The 24,354-nt window shown below is 61.3% G+C and carries 26 protein-coding genes; 19 read left to right on the top strand and 7 right to left on the bottom strand.

From position 1 onward, the window contains the following. The coding region (locus AACZ55_RS05445; RefSeq protein WP_339643939.1) for an NAD(P)-binding protein at positions 1-329 on the bottom strand (329 nt) is incomplete at its 3' end. Between the two features lie 58 nt (positions 330-387). Between AACZ55_RS05445 and AACZ55_RS05440 the strand changes: the two genes are divergently transcribed. From AACZ55_RS05440 to AACZ55_RS05430, 3 genes are all read left to right on the top strand, one after another. Continuing rightward, positions 388-1,206 carry a uracil-DNA glycosylase gene (locus AACZ55_RS05440; RefSeq protein ID WP_339643936.1) on the top strand — a complete coding sequence of 273 codons (819 nt, stop codon included), beginning with the start codon at positions 388-390 and terminating at the stop codon, positions 1,204-1,206. A 121-nt stretch (positions 1,207-1,327) separates the two neighbouring features. After that, a complete protein-coding gene (locus AACZ55_RS05435) occupies positions 1,328-2,221 on the top strand; it encodes an NAD(P)-dependent oxidoreductase (RefSeq protein WP_338607541.1) in 894 nt (297 codons plus the stop codon). Between the two features lie 105 nt (positions 2,222-2,326). Next, complete coding sequence (locus AACZ55_RS05430) at positions 2,327-3,211, top strand: NAD(P)/FAD-dependent oxidoreductase (RefSeq protein ID WP_338607542.1); 885 nt, start codon at positions 2,327-2,329, stop codon at positions 3,209-3,211. Positions 3,212-3,215: 4 nt separating this feature from the next. Here the strand turns inward: AACZ55_RS05430 and AACZ55_RS05425 are convergent, their stop codons facing one another. Continuing rightward, on the bottom strand, positions 3,216-4,127 hold the full coding sequence (locus AACZ55_RS05425; RefSeq protein ID WP_339643932.1) for a DMT family transporter: 912 nt from the start codon (positions 4,125-4,127) through the stop codon (positions 3,216-3,218). Between the two features lie 272 nt (positions 4,128-4,399). On the opposite strand from AACZ55_RS05425, the gene AACZ55_RS05420 reads away from it, so the two are divergent. From AACZ55_RS05420 to AACZ55_RS05390, 7 genes are all read left to right on the top strand, one after another. Then, complete coding sequence (locus tag AACZ55_RS05420; RefSeq protein ID WP_339643929.1) at positions 4,400-5,701, top strand: MFS transporter; 1,302 nt, start codon at positions 4,400-4,402, stop codon at positions 5,699-5,701. Between the two features lie 3 nt (positions 5,702-5,704). Continuing rightward, the gene (gene moaB, locus AACZ55_RS05415) at positions 5,705-6,238 is read left to right on the top strand and encodes a molybdenum cofactor biosynthesis protein B (RefSeq protein WP_339643926.1); all 534 of its coding nucleotides are present in this window, start codon (positions 5,705-5,707) and stop codon (positions 6,236-6,238) included. Positions 6,239-6,438: 200 nt separating this feature from the next. Beyond that, positions 6,439-7,503 (top strand): PA0069 family radical SAM protein, encoded by a 1,065-nt coding sequence (locus tag AACZ55_RS05410; RefSeq protein WP_339643946.1) that lies wholly within the window; start codon positions 6,439-6,441, stop codon positions 7,501-7,503. A 36-nt stretch (positions 7,504-7,539) separates the two neighbouring features. Continuing rightward, positions 7,540-8,058: a hypothetical protein gene (locus AACZ55_RS05405; RefSeq protein WP_339643923.1), complete on the top strand. Its 519-nt coding sequence runs from the start codon at positions 7,540-7,542 to the stop codon at positions 8,056-8,058. Between the two features lie 15 nt (positions 8,059-8,073). Further along, entirely contained in the window at positions 8,074-8,457 is a 384-nt protein-coding gene (locus AACZ55_RS05400; protein WP_339643920.1) for a hypothetical protein, read from the top strand. 41 nt (positions 8,458-8,498) lie between these two features. Next, positions 8,499-9,140 (top strand): ribonuclease HII, encoded by a 642-nt coding sequence (locus AACZ55_RS05395; RefSeq protein WP_339643917.1) that lies wholly within the window; start codon positions 8,499-8,501, stop codon positions 9,138-9,140. Between the two features lie 94 nt (positions 9,141-9,234). Further along, complete coding sequence (locus AACZ55_RS05390) at positions 9,235-10,371, top strand: site-specific DNA-methyltransferase (RefSeq protein WP_338607549.1); 1,137 nt, start codon at positions 9,235-9,237, stop codon at positions 10,369-10,371. 206 nt (positions 10,372-10,577) lie between these two features. On the opposite strand, the gene AACZ55_RS05385 is transcribed toward AACZ55_RS05390, so the two are convergent. Further along, positions 10,578-11,645 (bottom strand): A/G-specific adenine glycosylase, encoded by a 1,068-nt coding sequence (locus AACZ55_RS05385; RefSeq protein WP_339643913.1) that lies wholly within the window; start codon positions 11,643-11,645, stop codon positions 10,578-10,580. 39 nt (positions 11,646-11,684) lie between these two features. Here AACZ55_RS05385 and AACZ55_RS05380 point away from each other — a divergent pair, with 39 nt between their 5' ends. The 9 genes from AACZ55_RS05380 to AACZ55_RS05340 all read left to right on the top strand — a co-directional run bounded on the left by AACZ55_RS05380 (position 11,685) and on the right by AACZ55_RS05340 (position 19,867). Continuing rightward, positions 11,685-12,185 carry a hypothetical protein gene (locus AACZ55_RS05380; protein WP_338607551.1) on the top strand — a complete coding sequence of 167 codons (501 nt, stop codon included), beginning with the start codon at positions 11,685-11,687 and terminating at the stop codon, positions 12,183-12,185. Between the two features lie 124 nt (positions 12,186-12,309). After that, positions 12,310-13,023, top strand: coding sequence for a thioredoxin domain-containing protein (locus AACZ55_RS05375; protein ID WP_338607552.1), 714 nt, complete (start codon positions 12,310-12,312; stop codon positions 13,021-13,023). 24 nt (positions 13,024-13,047) lie between these two features. Further along, positions 13,048-16,506: an AAA family ATPase gene (locus AACZ55_RS05370; RefSeq protein ID WP_339643910.1), complete on the top strand. Its 3,459-nt coding sequence runs from the start codon at positions 13,048-13,050 to the stop codon at positions 16,504-16,506. A gap of 270 nt (positions 16,507-16,776) precedes the next feature. Further along, positions 16,777-17,148, top strand: a complete 372-nt coding sequence (locus tag AACZ55_RS05365) for an AtpZ/AtpI family protein (RefSeq protein ID WP_338607554.1) — start codon at positions 16,777-16,779, stop codon at positions 17,146-17,148. A 25-nt stretch (positions 17,149-17,173) separates the two neighbouring features. Then, on the top strand, positions 17,174-17,947 hold the full coding sequence (locus AACZ55_RS05360; protein WP_264225147.1) for a F0F1 ATP synthase subunit A: 774 nt from the start codon (positions 17,174-17,176) through the stop codon (positions 17,945-17,947). 47 nt (positions 17,948-17,994) lie between these two features. Further along, a complete protein-coding gene (locus AACZ55_RS05355) occupies positions 17,995-18,222 on the top strand; it encodes a F0F1 ATP synthase subunit C (RefSeq protein WP_014129708.1) in 228 nt (75 codons plus the stop codon). A 103-nt stretch (positions 18,223-18,325) separates the two neighbouring features. Beyond that, positions 18,326-18,955: a F0F1 ATP synthase subunit B gene (locus AACZ55_RS05350; RefSeq protein WP_339643905.1), complete on the top strand. Its 630-nt coding sequence runs from the start codon at positions 18,326-18,328 to the stop codon at positions 18,953-18,955. 6 nt (positions 18,956-18,961) lie between these two features. Then, entirely contained in the window at positions 18,962-19,444 is a 483-nt protein-coding gene (locus AACZ55_RS05345; RefSeq protein ID WP_338607556.1) for an ATP F0F1 synthase subunit B, read from the top strand. Positions 19,445-19,516: 72 nt separating this feature from the next. Then, positions 19,517-19,867: a RidA family protein gene (locus AACZ55_RS05340; RefSeq protein WP_339643901.1), complete on the top strand. Its 351-nt coding sequence runs from the start codon at positions 19,517-19,519 to the stop codon at positions 19,865-19,867. 51 nt (positions 19,868-19,918) lie between these two features. On the opposite strand, the gene AACZ55_RS05335 is transcribed toward AACZ55_RS05340, so the two are convergent. The 4 genes from AACZ55_RS05335 to gcvH form a co-directional block, all read right to left on the bottom strand. Next, positions 19,919-20,968, bottom strand: a complete 1,050-nt coding sequence (locus AACZ55_RS05335) for a DUF2332 domain-containing protein (protein ID WP_338607558.1) — start codon at positions 20,966-20,968, stop codon at positions 19,919-19,921. Positions 20,969-21,064: 96 nt separating this feature from the next. Further along, on the bottom strand, positions 21,065-22,570 hold the full coding sequence (gene gcvPB, locus AACZ55_RS05330; RefSeq protein ID WP_339643943.1) for an aminomethyl-transferring glycine dehydrogenase subunit GcvPB: 1,506 nt from the start codon (positions 22,568-22,570) through the stop codon (positions 21,065-21,067). 41 nt (positions 22,571-22,611) lie between these two features. Next, positions 22,612-23,952 (bottom strand): aminomethyl-transferring glycine dehydrogenase subunit GcvPA, encoded by a 1,341-nt coding sequence (gcvPA, locus tag AACZ55_RS05325; protein WP_339643898.1) that lies wholly within the window; start codon positions 23,950-23,952, stop codon positions 22,612-22,614. Positions 23,953-23,979: 27 nt separating this feature from the next. Continuing rightward, positions 23,980-24,345, bottom strand: coding sequence for a glycine cleavage system protein GcvH (gene gcvH, locus AACZ55_RS05320; RefSeq protein WP_339643896.1), 366 nt, complete (start codon positions 24,343-24,345; stop codon positions 23,980-23,982). Positions 24,346-24,354: the final 9 nt, after the last annotated feature.

Here is a 24,354-nt window from a genome sequence, read left to right as displayed (position 1 = left end):
CCCCTGGTCTTCATGATCGGCGGGATCAGGGCGTGGGGGAAGGGAATGGCGGATTTTTCGGTGAGATAGACGAAGCTGTCTTCGGTGACGTCGGGGCCGACCGGAGCGCCTTTTTCGCGCCAATCTGGGATAAGGGCATCCAGACCAGCAGGATCCATAACGGCACCTGAAAGGATATGACCGCCGATGTCTGCGGATTTCTCGACGACGACGATTTCGAGATCGGGGGATTTCTGTTTCAGCGCTATGGCTGCGGACAACCCCGCCGGGCCGGCGCCGACAATCACAATGCCGGTCTCCATCATCTCGCGTTCGATCGCATCGGCCATCAGTCATTCCCAAGTGAGGTGGAAGCATGGGTCGCGGTGTGACATAACAAAAAGCGACATGACAAATCGACAGCTAAATCGTGAAGAAATTCTGGCCACGCTCGACTGGTACGTCGCGGCGGGGGTCGATATCGCGGTTGGCGAGACACCGGTGGACCGGTTTGCGCAATCGGCAATCAAGCCGGCGCCTGCCCAGCGGCGGGCCGCGCCGTCGATTGTACCGCAAGCCACCCAGCAGCGCCCTACCCCGCCCCTGCCCGTAGCGGGCGGGCCGGCCGATGTGGACCCCGGCGAAGCGCGGGCGATGGCGTCGAGCGCAACGAGTCTGGAGCAATTGCGTGGCATGCTCGAAACCTTTGACGGGTGCGGGCTGAAATTGCGGGCCACCAATCTGGTGTTTGCCGATGGCAATCCGGATGCCGAGATCATGCTGGTGGGCGAAGCGCCGGGACGCGAGGAAGATTTGCAGGGCAAGCCCTTCGTGGGCCGATCAGGGCAATTGCTCGACCGGATGCTGGGCGCCATAGGGCTGGATCGGACCAAGGTCTATATCGCCAACACGGTGCCCTGGCGGCCACCGGGAAACCGCACGCCATCGCCATCGGAAGTGGCTGTGTGCCTGCCGTTTCTTTATCGGCAGATCGAATTGGTGGCGCCCAAGGTGCTGGTGGCGCTGGGCGGCGCTTCGGCATCGACGCTGTTCGAGACCGACACGGGCATAACCCGACTGCGCGGGCAATGGCGTGACCTTAGCGTGGGCAGTCATTCCATGCGGGCCGTGGCAACGCTGCACCCGGCCTATCTGTTGCGCCAACCGGCGGCCAAACGGCTTGCCTGGACCGACCTGCTGTCGGTCAAGGCAGCGCTGGAAAGTTAGAGCATTTCAGCGCTTCTTCGAATCGCTTCAATTGCTCTAGACCCTTGTTTTGTCGTGCTTCCGAACCGGATAAGTGGGACCCACTTATCCTGGAAGCGCTCTAGCCAGAAGGATTTTCAAATTGGGCAAACGCATCGTCTTTACCGGTGGGAGCGGGAAAGCCGGCCGTCATGTTGTTCCTTATCTGCTCGATCAGGGACACGAAGTCTTCAATATCGACCTGCAGCCGCTTGATCATCCGGACGTCAATACGCTTTCGGCCGATCTGACCAATAGCGGCGAGGCCTTCAACGCGCTTTCGATGCATTTTGGATTCGAGGGGCTGGCGAGCGGGAATGGCCCTGCCCCGGTCGATGCGGTCGTCCATTTTGCCGCGGTGCCGCGCATTCTGCTCAAGCCCGACAATGTGACGTTCCAGGCCAATACCGTTTCGACCTACAATGTGATCGAAGCGGCGGTGAAGCTGGGGATCAGAAAGATCATCATCGCTTCGAGCGAGACGACTTATGGGGTCTGCTTTGCCGAAGGCGACAAAGACTACCACCGCTTTCCGCTCGAGGAGGATTATGACGTCGACCCGATGGACAGCTATGGGCTGTCCAAGGTCGTCAACGAAAAGACGGCGCGGGCGTTCGCGATGCGCTCGGGCGCCGATATTTATGCGTTGCGGATCGGCAATGTGATCGAGCCGCATGAATACCCGAAGTTCAATTCCTTCCTTGCCGACCCCGCTTCGCGCAAGCGCAATGCCTGGAGCTATATCGATGCGCGCGATCTGGGACAGATTGTCGATCTTTGCATCGCAAAGGACGGACTTGGCTTTGAGGTGTTCAATGCGGTCAACGACACGATCACCGCGGACGAACCCACCGCCGAGATTCTGGCCAAATGGGCGCCCAATACGCCGATCGTAAAAGAGATGGGGACCAACGAAGCGCCGATCTCGAACCGGAAAATCCGCGACGTTCTCGGCTTTGTCGAACAGCACAATTGGCGCAAATACCTGCCCCAATAGCCACTTTCGCTTGATCGATATCTTGTAACTCATTACATTACGTAATATGTGACGTTACAAGATGGCCCCGCCGGTTGCGGGGTCGGTCAGCGATCGAGGTACGACATGACATACGACGTCATCATTATCGGCGGCAGCTATGCGGGGATGTCCGCCGCCTTTCCCCTGGTCCGCGCGCGGCGCAGCGTTCTGGTCATCGATGGCGGCAAGCGGCGCAACCGGTTTGCAAGCCATTCTCATGGGTTTCTGACGCAGGACGGGGTGGCGCCGGACGTAATCGCAGCCCAGGGCGGCGTGCAACTGGCGGCCTATCCGACCCTGTCCTGGGTCGAAGGCGATGCGGCAGGTGCAGAAAAGAGCGCCGATGGGTTCAGGGTCACGCTGGACGATGGGCGGGATTTCGTCGGCAGACGGCTGATCCTTGCCCATGGGGTGACCGACACCCTGCCCGAGATCGCCGGCCTCAAGGAGCGATGGGGGCAGAGCGTGTTCCATTGCCCTTATTGTCACGGCTATGAACTGGACCAGGGGCAAATCGGGGTGATCGGGGTTGGCCCCATTTCCATGCATCACGCTCTGATGCTTCCCGATTGGGGGCAAACGACATTTTTGCCCAACGCCAGTTTCGAGCCCGACGCCGAGCAGTTGGCCCAGTTGGCGACCCGAGGTACGGCGCTTGAAACCGGCACGATCGCCGAGATCACCGGCCGGGCCGATGTGCGGCTCACCGACGGGCGGGTTCTCTCATTCGACGGACTGTTCGTTGCCTCGATCATTGCACCATCGAGTCCCATTGCCGAACAGTTGGGCTGCGCCATCGAGGAGTTGCCCAATGGCCGTCAGATCGTGACCGACGAGATGAAACAGACCAGTGTGCCCCATGTCTTTGCCTGCGGAGACGCGGCGCGGGCGGCAGGATCGGTGCCGCTGGCGGTAGGAGACGGAGCAATGGCGGGCGCGGCGTGCCACCGGACGCTGATGTTCGGATAAGACTTCAGACAGGACTGGACACTTTGCGCATTTTGGCGCGGTCGAGACCGAGCCTGTGTTCGCGGTAGATAATGAAGATTCCGGCGGCGGTGACGATACTGCCGCCGATCAGCATTTCGATGGTCGGCACCTCGCTGAACACAAGAAAGCCGATGGCGATCGAGAGAATCATCGAGGAATATTCGAACGGAGCGACGGTGGTCAGTTCGGCGTGGCGATAGCTTTCGGTGAGAAAGATTTGCCCTATACCACCGCAAATTCCCGCACCCATAAGAATCAGAGCCTCTTGAGGGCTCAAGGGCACCCAGCCGAAGGGTATCGAGGCCAAGCCGATAACGGTGCTGACCAGAGAAAAATAGATGACGATGGTGGCGCTGCGCTCGGTCTTGACCAGATTGCGCACGGTGAGCATGGCCGTCGCCGAAACCATGCAGGCAGCAAAAGCGGAAAGCGCTCCGAGCGCCTGAGGACCGAGGGTTTCGGCATCGCTCGAGAGGAAGGTGAGACGCGGCCACATGATGATGATGACTCCCACCAGCCCTACGACCACCGCACTCCAGCGGAACAGCCTGATCTTTTCGCGCAGGAACACGGCCGAGAAGATGACGATGAACAGAGGCGTTGCGTAGTTGATGGTTATCGCTTCGGGTAGCGGCAGGCGCGTCAGGCCGAAGAAAATCAGGATCATGCCGGACGTGCCCAGAACGCCGCGAAAGATATGAGACCCCAGCCGGGTGGTCTTGAAGCCATCCACCAATTGTCTGCGCAGCCCCAGGATGAGAAAGACCGGCACCAGGGCAAAAGCCGAGCGGAAAAAGATCAACTGACCGACCGGCACCCCCTCGGCGCCCTTGACGATGGCGCTCATGGCCACGAACACGAACACCGAGGCAACCTTGAGCCCGATGCCCAGCATGACATTCCGGCGCGGCGCCTGGGGTGTATTTTTTGCGGACGGGGACAGGGCGGGCTCGGACACCGGAAGACGCTTTCGGGGGAGAATTATGATGGCGCGGGGGCAGGAAAATCCATGCTATCGCTAGCCGCGTTTCCAAAGCGTGACAAGCGCAAGGACAATTTTTCGGCTTTTGTCGAAACGAATTGCAATCCGGTCACGTTTGCGCGGTAGGCACACCCGGACGAACACGCTAACCTGCGCCGCAACAAGAGAACCATCCAAGGTCCCCCATGTCGCAAATGGTCAAGATTTCCGCGCTCTTGATGTCGTCCGCCCTGCTGATGATCGCCGGGGGGATGCACGGGCTTATTTTGCCCGTACGCGGGGCGGAAGAGGGATTTTCGCTGCTGGCGCTGGGCCTGATCGGGACGGGTTGGTCCATCGGGTTCATTTCGGGCTCGATTTCGGTGCCCCATCTGGTGCGACGGGTGGGCCATATCCGCGCCTATGCGGTCATGGCGGCCATCGCCTGCATGACCATTCTGCTCAATCTCATTTTCATCCACGACGCCGCGTGGATTTTCCTGCGCATCTTTTCGGGTTTCTGTTTTGCCGGAGCCGCCATGGTGGTGGAAAGCTGGCTCAACGAGGTATCGGACAATGAAAGCCGGGGCACCACGTTCTCGATCTATGTGAGCGTGACGCTGTTTGCATCGACCGCCGGGCAGATGATTATCGCGGTGACGGGCGTGGCCGGATTTATTCCGTTCGTTCTGGCCGCCATTGCCTACATCGCAGCGGTTTTGCCAACCGCCGTTACCCGCACGCCGCAGCCGGCGCCCCTGCAGACGGTCAGTCTGGATGTGGTCGTGCTTTACAAGACGTCCCCCATCGCCGTTGTCGCGGCTTTTTCGGTGGGCATGGCCAATGGCGCCTTCGGCACGCTGGCACCCGTCTATGGAATAGAGCGCGGGTTTTCGACGGCGACAATTGCGTATCTGATAAGTCTGGCGATTGTGGCGGGCGCGATTGCGCAGGTGCCGCTGGGGCGGCTTTCGGACAGGATCGACCGGCGCAAGGTGATGATGGGCGTTGCGATCATCGGGGCGGTGGCGGGCCTTCTGACGATTGTGTTCAATCCCGGCGAAAACGCCCTGCTCTATCTTCTGTTCGCCCTTTACGGGCTGGCCGCCTATTCGCTCTATGCCATCGCCGTGGCGCATGCGAACGATTTTGCCGACGATGGCAGCTTTGCCAAGATTGCTTCGGGCATGCTGCTGGTTCTGGGTTCGGGACAGATGCTGGGGCCTATTGTCGCCTCGCTGACCATGCAGTGGATGGGACCGGTCGCGCTGTTCATGGTTCCGGTGGCATTTCATGGCGCGCTTGCCGCGACCGCCTTCTTCCGGATGCGCATCCGCGATGCAGCGCCCGCCGAAGACCGTGCACCTTTCCAGGCCATGCCCTCGGAACGGCTGGTGACGGGCGAGACACTCAATCTCGACCCCCGTTCGGAAGAGAACGAGTTCGAGTTCGACGAAAACACTGGCGAGGCCCCTGCTACCGAGGGTTCCGAACCGCAGCAAGGTTGAGCGATGTTTCCCTACAAGATCGACGACAGTCATGCCTTCGTGCCCGTTACCTTCGCCATCCTGGCGGTTTCGGACACCCGCACGCTCGAAACGGACACATCAGGCGCACTGCTCAAGGAGATGATCGAGGGCGCGGGGCATCGGGTGTTCGAGCGGTCGGTGGTCACCGATGACAAGGCGGCCATCGCCGATCAGGTCAAGGCCTGGGTGAATGAAGACGGCATCGATGTGGTGCTGACGACCGGCGGAACGGGCTTTTCGGGGCGTGATGTAACGCCGGAGGCCGTGGAGCCTTTGTTCGACAAGCGCATGGACGGGTTTTCGGTGCTGTTTCACCAGTATTCGGCCACGACCATTGGCACCTCATCGATCCAGTCGCGGGCCACCGCCGGGCTTATCGGCACCACGTTCGTCTTTTGCCTGCCGGGATCGCGCGGGGCATGCCGGGATGCGTGGGAGGCGATCCTGAAATACCAGTTCGACAGCCGGCACGTGCCGTGCAATTTTATCGAAGTGATGCCGCGCCTCGCCGAATAGGGCGCTCCAATCATCTTTGTTCTTGTTTCGTTCCATTCCTTTCGCTAGGGTTAATGGAACGGACGGGCCGCGATTCGGCTTGTTCCTGTATCTTTCCGATGGGAGCACCGGCCATGGCCGAAACAGGACCCAATGTAAGCCACAGCGAAGCGCGCCGCCGCCTGTTCGGCACGCGCGACGTCGACCTTTTGAGCCGTCCCATGCTGGAGACGCCAAAGCTGCGCGGGCGCGGTGCGGCGAGCAATGAAAGCGGGCGGTTCGAAGCGCACAAGCGCGAGATGTTTGCCGATGGCTGGGAGCCGGAACCCGAGGAAGGGTTCGAGACGCGTGAGCATATCGAACGCGCCAAATCGATCATCACGCGCAATGTTTCACCCGATATCGGGTTCGACCGCTCGATCAATCCCTATCGCGGATGTGAGCACGGCTGTTCATATTGCTTTGCGCGGCCGACCCACGCCTATCTCGGCCATTCGGCGGGGATCGATTTCGAGCGCGACATCTATGTGAAGGTCAACGCCGCCGAATTGCTGCGGGCCGAACTGGCCAATCCGCGCTACAAGCCGAAACCCATCGCCATCGGCACCAACACCGACCCCTATCAGCCGCTGGAGCGCAAATACAAGATCATGCGCTCGGTGCTCAAGGTGTTGCTGGAAGCGAAACATCCGGTGACCATCGTCACCAAATCGGCGCTGATCGTGCGCGATCTCGATATTCTGACCAAGCTCAACAAGCTGGGACTGGTTTCGGTCGGCATTTCGGTAACCTCGATGGATCACAGGCTGTCGCGCTTCATGGAGCCAAGGGCTTCGACGCCCTCACGGCGTCTCGAGGCCATCAAGCTGCTGTCCGAGTCCGGCATTCCGACCCGGATCATGGCGGCACCGATGATCCCGGCGGTCAACGATCATGAGCTTGAACGCATTCTCGATGCGGGTAAGGCGCAGGGGGCGACGACGGCTTCGATGATCCTTCTGCGTCTGCCCGGCGAAGTGCGTGATATTTTCCGCGAGTGGCTGCTCAAGACCTACCCCGACAAGGTCAAGCACGTGATGAACCTGGTACGCGACTATCGCGACGGGCGCGACAACGATCCCAGGTTCGGGTCGCGCTTTACCGGCGAGGGGCCTTATGCCGTGTTGATGCAGCAACGGTTTGAAAAGGCCGCTGCCCGACTCGGGTTGGAGGAGGATTCAATGCCGTTGCGATCCGACCTTTTTGCGCACCCGCAAAAGGAGACAGCGCAACTGAGCCTGTTCTGATAGGATCGAACGATCCCGAGTAAAGGATCATCGGAAATGGCTGGAAGGCGACTGGCGTGGATGGTTGTGTTGGCCATGCCGATGGGGGTGGGGTGGGCACAGGAGAGCCCGACTCTCTATCTGGCGCCAGGCGGGCTGGATGCGGAAATGGCCTATGACTCCGTTCATATCGGTATGAATGTGACCAGCCGGACCGACACGGTGAAATCGGCCATAAAGCTGTGGGGCGGGGCTCTTGAGCAGGGGCGCATGGAGGAGTGTGGAGCAGGTCCGATCGATTTCGCGCGGTTCGGCAATGGCGTGACCCTCCATTTTCAGGACGAGACGTTTGTCGGCTGGTCGGCGTCGGCCGAAAGTTCGGCCAGTTTTGCCAACGGTCTGACCATCGGCGCACCGGTGATCGGTATCGAGGCGGTGGCGGGGCCCGTGGAGACGTTTGAATCGACGCTGGGCCATGAGTTTGGCGGCGAAAACCTGTTCGGCATTGCGGACGGGCCAGGAACCAAGGCCAAAATCGAAGTGTTATGGAGTGGAATGTCCTGCGTTTTCAGGTGAGCGAGGAGAGAACGGGTGACAGACGCGGCAACGCTGGCACAGGAATTCTGGTGGCGGATGGGCACCAACCAATGGGGGCTCGCCGCCGGACTGTTTGCCGGCAATATCGAAATCATCTGGCCGCAGTCGGGTGAAGTGATCGGCTCAGCGGACGATTTTGTTGCGATCAACGAAAACTACCCGTCTCATGGAAAATGGAGTTTCAAGGTCAAGCGGGTGATCGGCGCTGGTGGGCATGCGATCACCGAGACCGAGGTTTCCGATGGCACCGCAAAAGCCTTCGTCGTCTCGATTTTCGAATGCGCCGACGACCGGATCGTAAGGATCACCGAATACTGGCCTGAACCCTTCGCAGCGCCGGAGTGGCGGCGCCAATGGGTGACGACCCGCGCCGAGTGAAAGGGCTTTATCGGGCCGCGAAAATCGGGTTGGTTCGAACCATGCCCCAAAGTGATTCGAAAACAATCGTCGCCGATGCGCCCAGCTATGCGCTGGAAGCCGCTGCGCTGGCCGAAGGCCATGCGACGGTCGCCGGGATCGACGAGGCCGGGCGCGGGCCACTGGCGGGACCAGTCGTCGCTGCCGCTGTCGTCCTCGATCCGGAGGCGATCCCTCCAGGGCTCAATGATTCCAAAAAACTCACCGAAGACCGGCGCGAAGCGCTGTTTGCCCAGATCGTGGCGACATCGCAGGTGGGTTTCTGCGCGGCACCGGTCGAGGTGATCGACAGGCTCAACATTCGCGGCGCCACCCTATGGGCCATGTGCCGAGCGCTCGATGCCCTGCCCGTCCGGCCCGACCTGGCGCTGATCGACGGTCGCGACGTGCCAGAAGGCCTTTCGTGCACGGGACAGTTCGTGATCGGCGGTGACGGAAAATCGCTCTCGATTGCGGCAGCGTCGATCGTCGCCAAAGTCGTACGCGACCGGATGTGCCAGATCATGGATAGCGGGCTCCCGCACTACCGCTTCGGCCAGCACAAAGGCTATGGCACTGCGCTGCACCTTGAGGCGCTGGCCACGCACGGCCCTTGCGAGATGCATCGGATGAGCTTTGCGCCGGTGCTCGCGGCGCGGCGCTGATTGGCCTTAACCCCAAGTTAACCCTAACATTTAGGCGCCGCTTAACCCCAACGCTGTAGAAATGGCGTGTTAGTTTTGCGTTAGGGTTATCAGTATGTTGCGTACAGGTTCAGCGGCGCGGAAACGCGCGCCGGGGCTTGAAGAAAGCCACCTCCCCATCGACACGATCCTGGTTGGTGACAGCATCGCGCACATGAATGCGCTTCCCGAAGCCTCGGTGGACCTGATCTTTGCCGACCCCCCCTATAATCTGCAGCTCGAAGAGGGCCTGACCCGCCCCGACCAGTCCAAGGTCGATGCTGTCGACGACGAATGGGACAAGTTCGAGAGCTTTGCTCATTACGACGCCTTCACCCGGGCCTGGATGGCGGCGGCCCGCCGGATTTTGAAACCCAATGGCGCGATCTGGGTGATCGGCTCGTACCACAATATTTTTCGGGTGGGCGCAGCGCTGCAGGATCTGGGCTTCTGGATGCTCAACGACGTGGTATGGCGCAAGGCCAACCCGATGCCCAATTTCCGCGGCACGCGGTTTACCAACGCGCATGAAACGCTGATCTGGGCATCGCGCAGCCAGAAGAGCCGCCCCACCTTCAATTATGAGGCGCTCAAACTCTCCAATGACGATACGCAGATGCGGTCCGACTGGCTGTTTCCCATCTGTACGGGCAGCGAGCGGCTCAAGGATGCCAATGACGAAAAGGTCCATCCGACCCAAAAACCCGAAGCGCTGCTCTATCGCGTGCTGATGGCCACGACCAAGCCGGGCGATGTGGTGCTCGATCCGTTTTTCGGCACGGGCACGACGGGTGCCGTGGCCAAGAAACTGGGGCGGCACTTCATCGGCATCGAACGCGAAAACGCCTATATAAATGCAGCTTTGAAACGCATTGCCGCCATCAAACCGCACGATTTGAATGCCATTGAAACCACTGTGCCTAAGCGCTCTGCGCCGCGCATTCCGTTCGGTTCGCTGATTGAACAGGGATTGATCGCGCCGGGCACGAAACTTTTCGACGCCGCAAGGCGTTATAGTGCAGTGGTTCGTGTCGACGGTTCACTGGTCAGCGACGACAAGAGTGGGTCAATCCACAGGGTCGGCGCTCTCGTTCAGGGCTTTGAAGCCTGCAACGGCTGGACCTTCTGGCACTATGAGGATGGTAGCAAACTGGCGCCCCTCGATACGCTTCGTGAGCGCATACGCGCTTCGCTCGACAAGCTTTCTGCCTGATTTCGACCTCCAATCAGTCAGGCATTCTGGCCCCCGGTTTTGCCGGGGGCTTTTTTCTATCTCACGGCGTGCACCACTGCGGGCATGACGGGCTAAAATCGCCCTATGCCCTTCGTTGCGCCTGCGACGGCGCGGCGAACGCTCGCCGGGGTCCTCGACTTCGTCTCGTCCATACTGTTTCACGGCGCGCACCCCTGCGGGTGCCGCTATTCAAGGCCCGAAGTCTTAAGCACCTTGCGGAACAGGCTGGGCAAGGCTTCGCGGTCCAGCATCGTCTCCTCGGCCCACCAGCCCTCATCGAGGGGGGTGTCGGCGGTGACCGACCAGACGGTCAGTGTCAGGTGGAAATGGGTAAAGGTGTGGTTGACCTCTCCAGCGGCGCGCCAATCTCCGGCAAAGGGAAAGGTGGCGGCGGTTTCGGTATCGCTCCACGGGCTGCCGGGCGTTTCGGTCATTTTGGCGAGCATGCCCTTTGGCCCGCGCTGGCGCAGAAAAACCTTGCCCTCGGGATGGCGGATAACAAAAGCATGGCCGTGCCGATGGGGCTTTTCGACTTTTGCCGGCGGGACCGGGAAAGCCAGAGGATCTCCGGTTTTTGTCCCAAGGCAGGCCGGTTCAAGTGGACACAAAAGGCAATTTGCGCGGCGCGGGGCACAGATGGTGGCGCCCAGATCCATCATGGCCTGGGCAAAATCGCCCGCCCGCTTGGGCACCGCCTGCTGCACCGTGGCGCGCACCAGAGGTTTTTCCTCACGCACGGGGCTGGGAAGGGCGACATAGCGGGCGACCACGCGATCGACATTGCCATCCACCACCGCGACGACTTCGTCATGGCAGATGGCGGCGATGGCGGCGCTGGTGTAATCGCCGATGCCGGGCAGATCGCGCAGGGCGGCGGCGGTCGAGGGAAACACGCCGCCATGCTGGTCGACGATGGCAACAGCGCAGGCATGAAGATTACGCGCACGAGCGTAATAGCCCAGCCCGGCCCATTGCACGAGCACATCATCGAGCGGAGCAGCGGCGAGGTTCTCGACTGTGGGCCAGAGGCTCGTGAAAGCCGCGAAATATTTGCGCACAGCGGCGATGGTTGTTTGCTGGAGCATGATTTCGCTCAGCCAGACGAAGTAAGGGTTGGGCCTTATTCCCCTAGCCCGATCGGCGGGCGAGACACGCCAGGGAAGATCGCGCGCATGCCGATCGTACCAGTCAAGTACGGCGCCTGCATCGATGGCGGCAATTTCGGAGTGTTGCGTGGAAGCGGTCTGGGCCATAATGGAACACCTACAGAGCCAAAGGACATTGGCGCAAGCATGGCCAGCAAATCTCCACCGCCAAAGCGCAGCAACCGCACGGTGCAACTGGGCGACATGATCGGCAAGACACTCGATCCGGCGCTGAAAAAGCGCGGATTTGCGGGGCGCGATCTGATCGCCCATTGGCAAACCATCGCGCCACCGCCCTGGGACAAGATTTCCATGCCCGACAAGCTGGTGTGGCCGCGCCGCGACCGTCCCGATCCCGAAGGGGCGATATTGCATTTGCGGTGTCTTGAAGGCCACGGATTGGCGCTGACCCATGAAGGGCAGGCCATCGCCGCTGCCATAAACCGCTATTTCGGCTATCTGATCGTTGGCTCGGTTCGCCTCTCGCCCATGCCGTTGGTGGCCGAAACCAAACGCTCCGAGCCGCCAAAGACGTTGCCCCGCGCTGCCATTGACAGCATAAAGGCGCAAACGGGCACCATCGAGGACGATGGACTGCGCGAAGCGCTGGAGAAACTGGGGCGCGGCGTTTTGGGGAAACGAAGCTGATAAAGCGGCTGGCCGGGCGATTTTAGGCCGATTTCACCGGCATGTGAACGTCTTGCCCCCTTGCCGCCGGATTCGCCCCGTGTAGTGTGCGCCGTAATTTGTTGAGACATTAAGGAGCAAACCATTGTCGCTCAATCGCAGAAGTCTGCTGATCGCCGGGTCCAGTGTCGGACTTGCCACCCTCATCTACGGATGCAGCGACTCCAGTGCCGAGGCTGAAGTCACGGCCAATGTCGTCAACGACGCCGAGCCCGAGGCCAGTGGCGATGTCGCACTTTATGACGGATCGGCAATCGAACCGATCAATGGCGACGCGATCAACAATCCCCCCCTGGCCGACCGCCCGATGGGCGGCGTCGATGCGAGCGTGACTGTGGTCGAATATATTTCTCCCACCTGCCCGCACTGCGCCGCCTTCCACGCCGGTGCTCTCCCCCAACTGGAAGAAGAATACATCGAGACCGGCAAGATCCGCTTCATCCAGCGCCCCTTCCGCCGCAACGTGCTCGATCTCGCCGTGTTCATGGTCGCCGAAGCGTCAGGTGAGCAGTACAACGAGGTCATCGCGGCCTATTTCGACACCCAGACGGTGTGGGCTGCGAGTGAAAACCCACGTCAGGCGATCTTCGAAGTCGCCGAACAATTCGGGTTTACACAGGAAAGGTTCGAGGAAGTCTTGACCGACCAGGAAATGTTGGCTGCTATCGAAGCGACCCGCGAGCAGGCGCTCAACGACTTCGGGCTGCAGGGCACGCCGACTTTCTACATCAATGGGGACAGGTTCGAGGGCACACCCGATTATGCAGGGCTTTCCGCCGAAATCGAGAATCGCCTCTAGCTCCGCCCTTTTTCGAGGCGCGGAATGAAATTTTCGCGCCTCAAGCTCCTAGGCTTCAAATCCTTCACCGACCCTGTCGAACTGGTTCTCGAACCCGGAATCACCGGGGTCGTGGGACCGAATGGATGCGGCAAATCCAACCTCGTCGAGGCCCTGCGCTGGGTGATGGGCGAAAGCTCATACAAGGCCATGCGTGCCTCGGGGATGGATGACGTCATTTTTTCGGGCTCGGGCAATCGCCCGGCCCGCAACTCGGCGGAAGTCACCGTCGTTCTCGACAATTCCGACCGCACGGCGCCGCAGGCCTTCAACACGGCCGACACCATAGAGATTTCCCGGCGCATCGAGCGAGAGCAGGGTTCGGTCTATCGCATAAACGGGCGCGACGTGCGGGCGCGCGATGTGCAGTTGATGTTTGCCGATGCTTCGACCGGGGCACATTCCCCTGCCCTTGTGCGGCAGGGCCAGATCGGCGAGCTTATTGCCGCCAAGCCAACCCAGCGCAGGGCGCTGCTGGAAGAGGCTGCGGGGATTTCGGGCCTGCATTCGCGCCGGCACGAAGCCGAGTTGCGTTTGCGGGCTGCCGAACAGAACCTTGAGCGGGTCGACGACATCATTGCCCAGGTCGAGGTGCAGCTTGAAACGCTCAAGCGTCAGGCACGGCAAGCGACACGCTACAGGGCTCTTTCAGGCGACATACGGCGGGCCGAGGCCACGCTCTATCATATTCGCTGGGTCAAGACCCGCTATGCCGAGAAAGAGACCGAAGCCCAGCAGGGCCGGCTCGTCAGCCAGCTGGCCGACGCGTCGCACCTCGAACATCAGGCAAAAAAGCTTGTCGAGACAATGGATGCCGAACTCCAGCCGTTGCGCGATGCCGATGCGGCGGCGGGAGCGGCGTTGCAGCGGCTGACCATCCTGCGCAGCCAGCTCGAGGACGAATTGCGACGCGCCAATTCGCGCCGGGCCGAACTCGATGACCGGCTCAAACAGATCGATACCGACATTGCACGCGAGACGGCGCTGATCGGGGACAGCGAGGGGTTGATCGAGACGCTCGAAGGCGAACGGCTCGAGTTGGCCGAAGCGGCGGAAGCGGAAAGTGAAGCGAGTGAAATGGCTCGTGCGCAGGCTGACGAGGCCCGAGCAGCGCTCGATGAGGCCGAAGCCGCGGCCCGCTCGGCGGCAGACGCGGTTGCCGCGATACGCGCTCAACGCGCGCAGGCCACCAGAGCCGCCGAAGAGGCCAGCCAGCGCGTTGGCAGGCTGCAAGCCCAGCAGTCCGACATTGCCCGCGATGTAGCGGCCCTCCAAGAGAGTCTTGCGGCAGATCACACGGTTGGCGAGCGCCAGGCGAGGCTCGACGAGATTCTGGAAGCATTCGCCATCGCAGAGGCGGAGGTGGAAACGGCCGAGATCGAAACCACCGAGGCGGTCGCGGCGTTTGAAGGGGCCCAGCCGCAACTGGCCGATATCGAAGGCAGACTCAACCGGCTCGAAAGCGAGGCGGAAACGCTGGCCCGCGTGCTCAACGTCGATGGCGGTTCGCTGTGGCCGGCCATTGTCGATGCGCTGCGGGTGGCGCCGGGGATGGAAACGGCGCTCGGGGCGGCGCTGGGCGACGATCTGGAGGCTTCCGACGACAATGCAGCCCCGCTCTACTGGACCGAAAGTGCGGGACCAGATGATCCGGCGCTGCCCGACGGCGTGGTCGCGTTGTCGAGCCAGGTTTCGGGCACGCCTTTGCTCAAGCGCCGTCTCGACCAGATCGGAATTGTCGATAGCGCAGAGGACGGCGAACGGCTGATGGCCCTGCTCAAGCCCGGGCAGCGGCTGGTCAGCGCCGATGGCGGGTTGTGGCGCTGGGATGGATTCGTCGCCAAGCCCGACGCCCCCAGCGCGGCGGCGCAAAGGCTCGCCCAGCGCAACCGGCTTGCCGAACTCGACAGCGAAATCACCGGGCTGCGCGGTGCGCGGAACGAGGCGCAGAGCAAAATCTCCAATCTGCGGACACGGGTCGAGACCGCCCGCGAGGCTGAAACGGCACGGCGCAGCGCCTGGCGGGAGGCGCAGCGCGGCATTGCAACGGCACAGGCCGGCGTCGATTCGGCCCAGAAAAACCTGGCAGAATTGGCCGCACGGCGCAGCGCACTAGCTGAATCGCAGGCGCGGATCGAGGACAATCTCGCCGAGGCGGTGGCCATCGCCGAGGAGGCCCAGGCGGCGCTGGAAGAACTGGGGGCCGAGGGCGATGCAGTGCGTGAGGCCGAGACGCGCCAACGGGCACTGGCCAATCTGCGCGAAGCCGCCGAGCAGGCGCGTGTGCGGCTGGCCGGGTTCGAAAGCGCCTCGCAGATGCGCACTTCGCGGCTATCGCGAATCGGGCAGGAGCTGGAAAGCTGGCAACGGCGACGGGCCGGCGCGCAAAGCCAGATCGAAACGCTCGAGCGCCGCAAGGGCGAAATCGAAGCACAGATCTCGGAGCTTAACGCGACACCTGACGCGTTCGATCTCAAGCGTGCCGAACTCGAAGACCAGATTGAAGACGCAGAATATGCCCGCAAGCGGGCTTCGGACAAGTTGAACGAAGCCCAAAGCGCATTTCGCGAGGCAGACAAGGCCGCGCGGCTGGCTGCCGAGGGGCTGGCCGACACCCGCGCGGAAATGGCGCGCGTGGAAGAGCGGCTCAAGGGCAACATCGCAACCCGCCAGCAGATCGAGCGCCAGATCGCAGAAACACTGGGAATTTCCGCAGACCGGACAGCAGAGGCCGCCGGGATCAGGCCCGAAGCTGCCCTGCCCGAAGAGGCAGCCACCGAGGCCCGGGTCGATCGGCTCAAGGCCGAGCGCGAACGGCTGGGTGGGGTTAACCTTATGGCCGAGCAGGAGGCCGAGGAGGTTCAGGACAAGCTCGACAAGATGGTGGCCGACCGCGAGGATCTGATCGCAGCGATCGCCAAGCTGCGCACCGGCATTTCCAACCTCAACCGCGAGGGTCGTGCCCGGCTCAACGAAGCATTCGAAAAGGTCAACACCCATTTCCGCGACCTGTTCACCACATTGTTCGGTGGTGGCACGGCGGAACTGACATTCGTTGAAAGCGACGATCCGCTGCAGGCGGGACTCGAGATCATCGCCAAGCCGCCGGGCAAGAAGCCTCAGACCATGACGCTGCTTTCGGGCGGTGAGCAGGCGCTGACCGCAATGAGCCTGATCTTTGCGGTGTTCCTGACCAACCCAGCGCCCATCTGCGTGCTCGACGAGGTGGATGCGCCACTCGACGATGCCAATGTGGAGCGGTTCTGTAACCTTCTGGAATCGATGCGCCAGCGCACCGACACACGTTTCGTGGTCATTACCCACAACCCCATCACAATGGCGCGCATGGATCGGCTGTTCGGGGTCACCATGCCCGAACGCGGGGTCAGCCAGCTCGTGTCCGTCGATCTGCGCACCGCCGAAACCTTTCTCGAGGCGAGTTGATGACCGACATCGCAATCGTTGGCGGCCTGTTGGGGTTCGCCACCGCAGCCTGATCCATAGGAAGAATCCCCCGCCTCGTCATTGTCTTACCACAATGGAAGAGTTGACGGGATGCCGCACCCCCTCGCATATCGGTTAAGCATTTGATTTTCTGTATTTTTTTGACAACGACCGTAGCTTGACACCTCGGGGAGCCGCAACTATGGTGCGCGCGACTTTGAAGGCACCCTCTTGCCGGGTGTCCGGCTGGGCTGGAGCGGTGGTTTTGAAGTGACCAATCCCGACGACAAACCGGCTGGAAACGGGACCTCCCCGCGTCAATCGGAGACATCCGAACTGGCGGCGCGGATCAGGAAGGCTCAGGAAGCGCGCGCGGCTGCCAATGGCAGTCAGCAAGCATCCCGGCAGGGCGACATGTCGACGCTGGCGCGTGGTTTGCGCATTGGCGCCGAGTTTGTTGCGGCTATCCTTGTGGGGTCGGGTATTGGATACCTGATCGATTTTTTCGCAGGGACCAGCCCCTGGGCGCTGCTCATCATGTTCATGGTGGGCTTTGCCGCTGGAATTGTGAATGTCACTCGTGTAGTGGCAGAGCTGAATGCAGATAAAACCGCATCTGATGATGCGGATAGTGTGGACTGAAGGGCGAGATAGGGGCTTTAGAACCTTGGCGAACGATCCGATTCACCAATTTGTCATCTATGACATCTTCACCTTCGGGACCATCGGCGGCGACGGCACCGAGGGGAGCGGCATCACGCTCTCGTTTACGAATTCCTCGCTGTTTATGGTGCTGACCACCATCACGATCTGCGCCTATCTCATCCTGTCGACGCGCGGACGTGGGCTTGTTCCCAATCGCTGGCAGCTGACCAGTGAGATGGCGTACGAATTCGTGGCCAATATGGTGCGAAGTGGCGCGGGTTCGGAAGGGATGAAATTCTTCCCCTTCGTGTTCTCGCTGTTCACGTTTATCTTTATCGGGAACATGTTCGGCATGATCCCATATTTCTATACATTCACGAGCCAGATCATCGTGACCTTCGCACTGGCGATGCTGGTAATGACCGTTGTGGTGGCCTACGGGTTCATCAAGAACGGTCCTAAATTCCTCAAACTTTTCGTGCCTTCGGGCGTGCCGGGCTATATCATTCCCATCGTGACGCCGATCGAGGTCATCTCGTTCCTCTCGCGTCCGATTTCGCTCTCGGTTCGTCTGTTCGGCAACATGCTGGCCGGCCACATCACGCTCAAGGTGTTCACCGGCTTTGTCGTTTCGCTTGCGTCCCTGGGGGCCGTAGGCATCGCAGGTGCCGTGCTGCCGCTCATCATGGGCGTGGCGCTCACAGCTCTCGAATTCATGGTGTCGGCGGTTCAGGCTTATGTCTTTGCCGTGCTGACCTCCATGTATCTCAACGATGCGATCCACCCTTCGCATTGATCTCCACTAGACTCCGTTAAGTTTCAAGGCTTTGAAAGGATCACAAAATGGAAGCTGAAGCCGCAAAGTACATCGGTGCAGGCATTGCATGTTTCGGTATGGCCGGCGCCGCCATTGGCGTGGCCAACATCTTCGGGAACTTCCTGTCGGGTGCACTGCGCAACCCGTCGGCTGCTCCCAGCCAGTCGGGTAACCTCATCTTCGGTTTCGCTGTGACCGAAGCTCTGGGCATCTTCTCGTTCCTGGTTGCCCTTCTGCTCCTGTTCGCGGTCTAATTTCCGCAACAGAATATTTGAAGGCGGCCGGAGCACGCTTCGGCTGCCTTGCCATGTGCCGGCATTGGCCGGCACACCAGACTTTTCAATTGGCGGATAGCGCATGATTAGCCAGGTCCAGGCACAGGAAACCGCACTCGAGGAGGCCGTCGAGCCGCTCGAAGACCACATCATTTCGCTCGAAGAATCTCCGGACGGCGAAACCCATGAAGTGGTCGGTGCGGATGGCGGAGAGCACGTCTCAGGCGTGTTTCCCCCGTTCGACGCGACGACATTCCCTTCCCAGCTGTTGTGGCTGGCCATTACTTTTGCCGCGCTTTATTTCGTCATGAAAAAGCTGGCGCTGCCGCGGATCGGCGAAATCCTCGAGGAACGCCGCGACCGGATCGAAGGCGATCTGGCCGAAGCCGAGCGCCTGCGCCAGAAAACCGATCAGGCTATCGCTTCCTATGAGGCAGCACTCGCCGAGGCGCGCTCGAATGCTCACAGCATTGCCGAAGCCGCCCGCGCCGAGAACAAGACCAAGCTCGACACGGCCCGGTCCAAGGTCGAAGCCAATCTCGCCAAGAAGGTCGCATCGGCCGAAGAGCGGATTGCTGCGACCAAGGCCGAAGCGATGGGACATGTCGACGAAATCGCCGCGGATACCGCACAGGCGGTCGTCGCCCAGCTCATCGGCAAAGTGCCCGTCAAGGCGGCCCGCGATGCGGTTGCCAAGGCCAGCAAGGAGTAGCCCGACATGGAACTCGATGCCACATTCTGGGCCTTTATCGCTCTCCTCATCTTTTTCGGGATCGTGATCTATTTCAAGGTCCCGGCCTTCGTTACCAAGGCGCTCGACAGCCGCATCGCCAAGATCGAATCCGATCTGGACGAAGCCAAGCGTCTGCGTGAGGAAGCACAGGCGTTGCTGGCCGAATATGAGCGCAAGCGCAAGGCCGCCGAAAGCGAAGCCGAAGAGATCGTTGCGGCCGCGCAGGACGAAGCAGAACGCATGACGGCCGAGGCCGAAACCGCGCTTGAAGACATGGTCGCCCGCCGCACCAAGGCTGTGGAAGACAAGATTGCCCAGGCAGAGGCGCAGGCGCTTGCCGATGTTCGCGCCCGCTCCGCCGATGTGGCCATCGAGGCCGCCCGCCTCATCCTTGCCGATCAGGTCAAGGACAACGGCGGCGCGCTTGTCGATCAGTCGATCAAGGACGTGGCCAGCCGGCTCAATTGAGCCAATGCATCAGACCGATTTTGCGGGCCCCACGGGGCCCGTTTTTGTATCAGGACCACAAGGAGAAACCCGATGACCATTGAACGCCTTCATTCCGGCCCGCGCATGAGCCAGGCCGTCAAGCACGGCAATACGCTGTATCTCGCCGGTCAGGTGGCCAAGGATGAATTCGCCACCATCGAAACCCAGACCGCCCAGGTGCTCGAGAAGATGGATGCCCTGCTGGCCGAGGCAGGAACGAGCAAATCCAAGGTGCTGTCAGTACAGGTGCTGCTGACCAACATCGCCGATTTTGCAGCCATGAATTCGGTTTATGACAGATGGATCGATCCGGCCAATCCGCCGGCCCGCGCCTGTTATGAGGCCCGCCTGGCGTCGCCCAATCTGCGGGTGGAAATCATCGCTGTTGCCGCGCTCGATTAAGCCTGGTCCTGCCATTTGAAAGCGGCCCCGGAGGTGCTCCGAGGCCGTTTTTTATGTCCAGTCGACCCAGCGACCGTGATAATCGGACAGTCCGACGGTTTCTTTTTCCCCGCCCGGCCAGACGGTCTGCTTGAGCACCGCACCGGCGGCATGGCCCTCGGCTTCCATATACATCCAGACAAGCGGAGTGTCGGCGGTCGCGTTCGCGCCGGCCAATTCAAACGTCTCGGTGATCCGATCCTTGACGGGCTTGGGTAGATATTGCCAAACGATGGTGTGGAAAAATACCCGCGCCACTCCCGACTGGGGCGTTTCGGCCAGTTTTGAGGCGACCCAGTCGGCTGCGTCGGCCCGCTCGACGTCATAGGGCCGGGACGCGGCGGCCGACAAGGCGGCCGAAACACGACCGATGCGATTGTGCTGGTCGGCCCAGATATAGGCAAGCTGGCGCTCGACGCTTTCGGGCGAATGCGGGTCGAGCGGGTTGCGGTCGCAGCCCTGGCGGCTTGCGATCTCAAGCTCGGTTTCGAGCGAGGGAATATGGCCGCGCCATTCACTCTCGATATTGACGAGCGCATTGCTGTCGCCCCATTCGCGATCGTTGCCGAGGGCATAATGATAGGTATCGAAAGCAAGGTTCAGCCCGGCGCTGGCGCCGATCTCGTAGAGCGCCAAAGGCATTTTCAGCCTTTCTGCAAGCCGCAGGGCCATGCCGAGCAGAGCGGACGAACGCATGACCTCGTTGGTCTGGGGCGGGCTGTCGAGAAAATCGTGCAGGAAATCGTCGTGCTTTTCGATCGCCTTCTCAACGGCTTCCCAAAGCTGATCGGGCCTGGCTTCCAATGGCGGATAGAGCGAAGCGAGTTCGCGGGCATTGCCTGACCGGACCAGGGCGTGGAGCGCCCCAGTGGCGCGCAGGGCGATGGCATCGGCCCGGGCCGAATCGGGCCAGTTCAATATCCGCGCACCAAAACGCGACGAATCGGTCAGCCGTTCGGCTAGCAGGTCACACACAGTGGCGGTGAATGGGGAGCCCAGACTTCGGCAGGCCTCGGCCTGAAACCGGAAGGTTTCAAGCACGTGGGGGTTCATATTCGACATTGACGCCCTCCGACTAGTACCGTCGAAGTTTAAGGGGTTTGGCGTGCCGATCAAAGGTGTTTTTGCCTCCCCGCCGTCGGCGGAGAGGCGCGATTGCTATTGCGCAGCCTGGAGACTGTCGTCCGGCGGGCTCCATTTCAGGCGTGGCTGGCGGGCTGCGCGGGTCTCGTCCAGCCGGCGCAGCGGGGCCCGCATCGGTGCCGATGTGAACCGTTCCGCATTGCCGGCACGGGCGTCTTCCGCCAGTTCCCGCATTGTGGCAACGAACGCATCAAGGGTCTGAAGCGACTCGCTTTCGGTGGGCTCGATCAGCATGGCGCCATGCACGACAAGGGGGAAATACATGGTCATGGGGTGGAACCCCTCGTCGATCATCGCCTTGGCGAAATCGAGCGTGGAGACACCCGTTCCCTTGAGAAAGGAATCATCAAACAGCACTTCGTGCATGACCGGCTGTCCGTTGAAGGGTGCCGAGAACAGATCTTCGAGACGCGCCTTGAGATAGTTGGCGTTGAGCACCGCGTCACGCGCCGCTTGCGCCAGTCCGTCGGCGCCATGGCTGAGCATATAGGTCAAGGCCCGCACATACATGCCCATCTGGCCGTGGAAAGCCGTCAGGCGCCCGAAGGCATCGCCCTCGACGTGCTCGACCAGCCCGATCTTTTCCCCATCCTTGCGCAGGAATGGAACCGGCGCGAATGGTGCAAGAGCTTCTGACAGCACGACGGGGCCGGCGCCCGGTCCGCCGCCGCCGTGAGGCGTCGAAAAGGTCTTGTGCAAGTTGATGTGCATGGCGTCGATACCCAGATCGCCCGGCCGCACAACGCCCATGATGGCGTTGAAATTGGCGCCATCACAGTAGAAATAGGCACCAGCGTCATGAACGGCCGCCGCGATCTCGATGATCTGGGATTCGAACAGACCGCAGGTGTTGGGATTGGTCAGCATGATGGCCGCGACGTCATCGCCGAGCGCCGCCTTGACGGCTTCGACATCGACCGTGCCGTGTTCATTGGCATCGATGGATTTAACCGAGTAGCCGAGGAAAGCGGCAGTTGCCGGGTTGGTGCCGTGGGCGCTTTCGGGCACGAGCACGATCTTGCGGTGCCCCTGCCCTTTTGCCTCATGGGCGGCCTTGATGGCCATCATGCCGCAGAGTTCGCCATGCGCGCCGGCCTTGGGCGAGAGCGCTACCGCGGCGGTGTTGGTCAGTTCCATCAACCAATGGCTGAGTTGCTCCATGACGCCGAGGGCACCCTGCACTGTCGAGACAGGCTGGAGCGGATGGATATCGGCAAATCCCGGCAGCCGCGCCATTTTTTCGTTGAGCCGAGGATTGTGCTTCATGGTGCACGAGCCGAGCGGATACATGCCCGAATCGATGGAGTAATTGCGGCGCGAAAGGCGCACATAGTGGCGCATGGCTTCGGGTTCGGTGAGCCCGGGAAGATCAAGCTCGCTCTTGCGGCGCAGGCCGCCGAGGCGGTCGTCGGAGACCTCGACATCGGGCAGGTCGACACCGGAATGGTCACGGTCGCCGATCTCGAAGAGAAGCGGTTCGGCGGGGAGCAAAGCGGCTGGCCCTGAACCGGCGGAGCCCATTGCGGCAGTGGGAGTGGTTGGGCGGCCCTGGGTGTTCATGCTCATGCAATTTCTCCCTTCAGTGCTTCGACAAGCGCGGAGATATCGGCGTCGGTCGTTAGCTCTGTCGCGGCGAGGATCAGAAGATCCTCCACGTCAGGCTTGCCCGGCTCGAGCCGCGAAACCGGCAGGCCGGCGAGGATGCCCTTGGCCGCCAGAGCTTCGACCACAGGGGCCGCAGGCGATGGCAATCGCACGGTCATTTCGTTGAAAAAGGATGTGTTGAGAACAGAGATCCCCGCCGCTGCCAATGCATCGGCCAGCGCAACGGCGCGCGAATGATTGAGCTTTGCAAGCCGGGTCAGTCCTCTTTCGCCCAAGAGCGAGAGATGAATGGTGAAGGCTAGCGCGCACAGACCGGAATTGGTGCAGATGTTGGACGTCGCCTTTTCGCGGCGGATGTGCTGTTCGCGGGTCGAGAGCGTCAGGACGAACCCGCGCTCGCCATCGGCATCGATCGTTTCGCCGCACAACCGGCCCGGCATCTGGCGCACGAATTTCTCGCGGCAGGCCAGAAGTCCGACATAGGGACCACCAAAGGTCAGCGGGTTGCCCAGCGATTGACCCTCGGCAACTACAATGTCGGCGCCGAGGGCGCCCGGTGCTTCGAGAAGGCCCAGCGAGATGATTTCGGTGACGACGACGATCAGCAGAGCGCCCTTTGCATGGGCGGCTTCGGCCAACGCCGAGACATTGCGGAGGTGGCCGTAGAAATCGGGGGTCTGAATGACAATGGCGGCGGTATCGTCATCGATATGGTCGACAATATCGCCCTGCCCTTCGGGCGACGGCGCGAGGCATTCGAGCCCTTCTTCTCCCGAGAGGTAGGTGACGACGGTGTCGCGGTATTGCGGATGCAGGCCGCCCGAGAGGAAAACCTTGTTCTTTCTGGTGATGCGCCGCGCCATCAGAACGGCCTCGGCCGTGGCCGTCGAGCCGTCATACATCGAGGCGTTGGCCACATCCATGCCGGTCAGGTTTGCGACCTGGGTCTGGAACTCAAAGAGCATCTGGAGCGTGCCCTGAGAAATCTCAGGCTGGTAGGGCGTATAGGCGGTGAGCCATTCCGAACGCTGGATCAGATGATCGACAGTGGCCGGAACGTGATGGCGATAGGCGCCTGCGCCGACAAAGAACGGGCCATCGCCTGCGGCATGGTTGGCTTTCGCCAGCCCGCGCATATGCGCTTCGACGGCAAATTCTGGCTGGTGATCGGGCAGATCCGGGCTGAAGGTGCCAAGGACCGATTCAGGCACGGCGGCGAACAGATCATCGATGGAAGACGCACCGATCGTGGCCAGCATGTGCTGGCGGTCAGCGGCGGAATGGGGGAGATAGCGCATCGCGGCTCCGGTTCAGATCAAAAAGGGTCAGGCCGTGTGATCGGCGTAGGCGGCTTCGTCCATGAGGCCTTCGAGTTCGGCTTCGTCGGACAATTCGAGCTTGAAGATCCAGCCGCCGGCGGCAGGGTCGGTATTGATAAGACCGGGCTCATCGGAGAGGGCGTCGTTGATCTCGGTCACGGTTCCGGAAACCGGCGCATAGATTTCCGAAGCGGCCTTGACCGATTCAACGACGGCGACTTCTTCGCCCTTCTTGAAGCTGGCGCCAACTGCGGGCAATTCGACGAACACGATGTCGCCAAGCTGCTCCTGGGCGAAGCTGGAAATGCCGACCGCGCCGATCTTGCCTTCGGTGCGGACATATTCATGGTCGGTTGTATAGCGGGTGGTCATGGTGAGGTC

This window comes from uncultured Pelagibacterium sp. (assembly GCF_963972885.1).
In the GTDB taxonomy this organism is placed as follows: domain Bacteria; phylum Pseudomonadota; class Alphaproteobacteria; order Rhizobiales; family Devosiaceae; genus Pelagibacterium; species Pelagibacterium nitratireducens.
The sequence above is the reverse complement of the archived record's forward strand: the minus strand, read 5'-3'. Positions and strand labels throughout refer to the sequence as shown.

Coding starts and splice junctions, on each gene's coding strand:
- AACZ55_RS05440 (WP_339643936.1), top strand. CDS start 388: ATGACAAATCGACAGCTAAATCGTGAAGAAATTCTGGCCACGCTCGAC.
- AACZ55_RS05430 (WP_338607542.1), top strand. CDS start 2,327: ATGACATACGACGTCATCATTATCGGCGGCAGCTATGCGGGGATGTCC.
- AACZ55_RS05425 (WP_339643932.1), bottom strand. CDS start 4,127: ATGCTGGGCATCGGGCTCAAGGTTGCCTCGGTGTTCGTGTTCGTGGCC.
- AACZ55_RS05420 (WP_339643929.1), top strand. CDS start 4,400: ATGTCGCAAATGGTCAAGATTTCCGCGCTCTTGATGTCGTCCGCCCTG.
- moaB (WP_339643926.1), top strand. CDS start 5,705: ATGTTTCCCTACAAGATCGACGACAGTCATGCCTTCGTGCCCGTTACC.
- AACZ55_RS05410 (WP_339643946.1), top strand. CDS start 6,439: ATGCTGGAGACGCCAAAGCTGCGCGGGCGCGGTGCGGCGAGCAATGAA.
- AACZ55_RS05405 (WP_339643923.1), top strand. CDS start 7,540: ATGGCTGGAAGGCGACTGGCGTGGATGGTTGTGTTGGCCATGCCGATG.
- AACZ55_RS05395 (WP_339643917.1), top strand. CDS start 8,499: ATGCCCCAAAGTGATTCGAAAACAATCGTCGCCGATGCGCCCAGCTAT.
- AACZ55_RS05390 (WP_338607549.1), top strand. CDS start 9,235: ATGTTGCGTACAGGTTCAGCGGCGCGGAAACGCGCGCCGGGGCTTGAA.
- AACZ55_RS05385 (WP_339643913.1), bottom strand. CDS start 11,645: ATGGCCCAGACCGCTTCCACGCAACACTCCGAAATTGCCGCCATCGAT.
- AACZ55_RS05380 (WP_338607551.1), top strand. CDS start 11,685: ATGGCCAGCAAATCTCCACCGCCAAAGCGCAGCAACCGCACGGTGCAA.
- AACZ55_RS05370 (WP_339643910.1), top strand. CDS start 13,048: ATGAAATTTTCGCGCCTCAAGCTCCTAGGCTTCAAATCCTTCACCGAC.
- AACZ55_RS05355 (WP_014129708.1), top strand. CDS start 17,995: ATGGAAGCTGAAGCCGCAAAGTACATCGGTGCAGGCATTGCATGTTTC.
- AACZ55_RS05350 (WP_339643905.1), top strand. CDS start 18,326: ATGATTAGCCAGGTCCAGGCACAGGAAACCGCACTCGAGGAGGCCGTC.
- AACZ55_RS05345 (WP_338607556.1), top strand. CDS start 18,962: ATGGAACTCGATGCCACATTCTGGGCCTTTATCGCTCTCCTCATCTTT.
- AACZ55_RS05340 (WP_339643901.1), top strand. CDS start 19,517: ATGACCATTGAACGCCTTCATTCCGGCCCGCGCATGAGCCAGGCCGTC.
- AACZ55_RS05335 (WP_338607558.1), bottom strand. CDS start 20,968: ATGTCGAATATGAACCCCCACGTGCTTGAAACCTTCCGGTTTCAGGCC.
- gcvPB (WP_339643943.1), bottom strand. CDS start 22,570: ATGGGCTCCGCCGGTTCAGGGCCAGCCGCTTTGCTCCCCGCCGAACCG.
- gcvPA (WP_339643898.1), bottom strand. CDS start 23,952: ATGCGCTATCTCCCCCATTCCGCCGCTGACCGCCAGCACATGCTGGCC.
- gcvH (WP_339643896.1), bottom strand. CDS start 24,345: ATGACCACCCGCTATACAACCGACCATGAATATGTCCGCACCGAAGGC.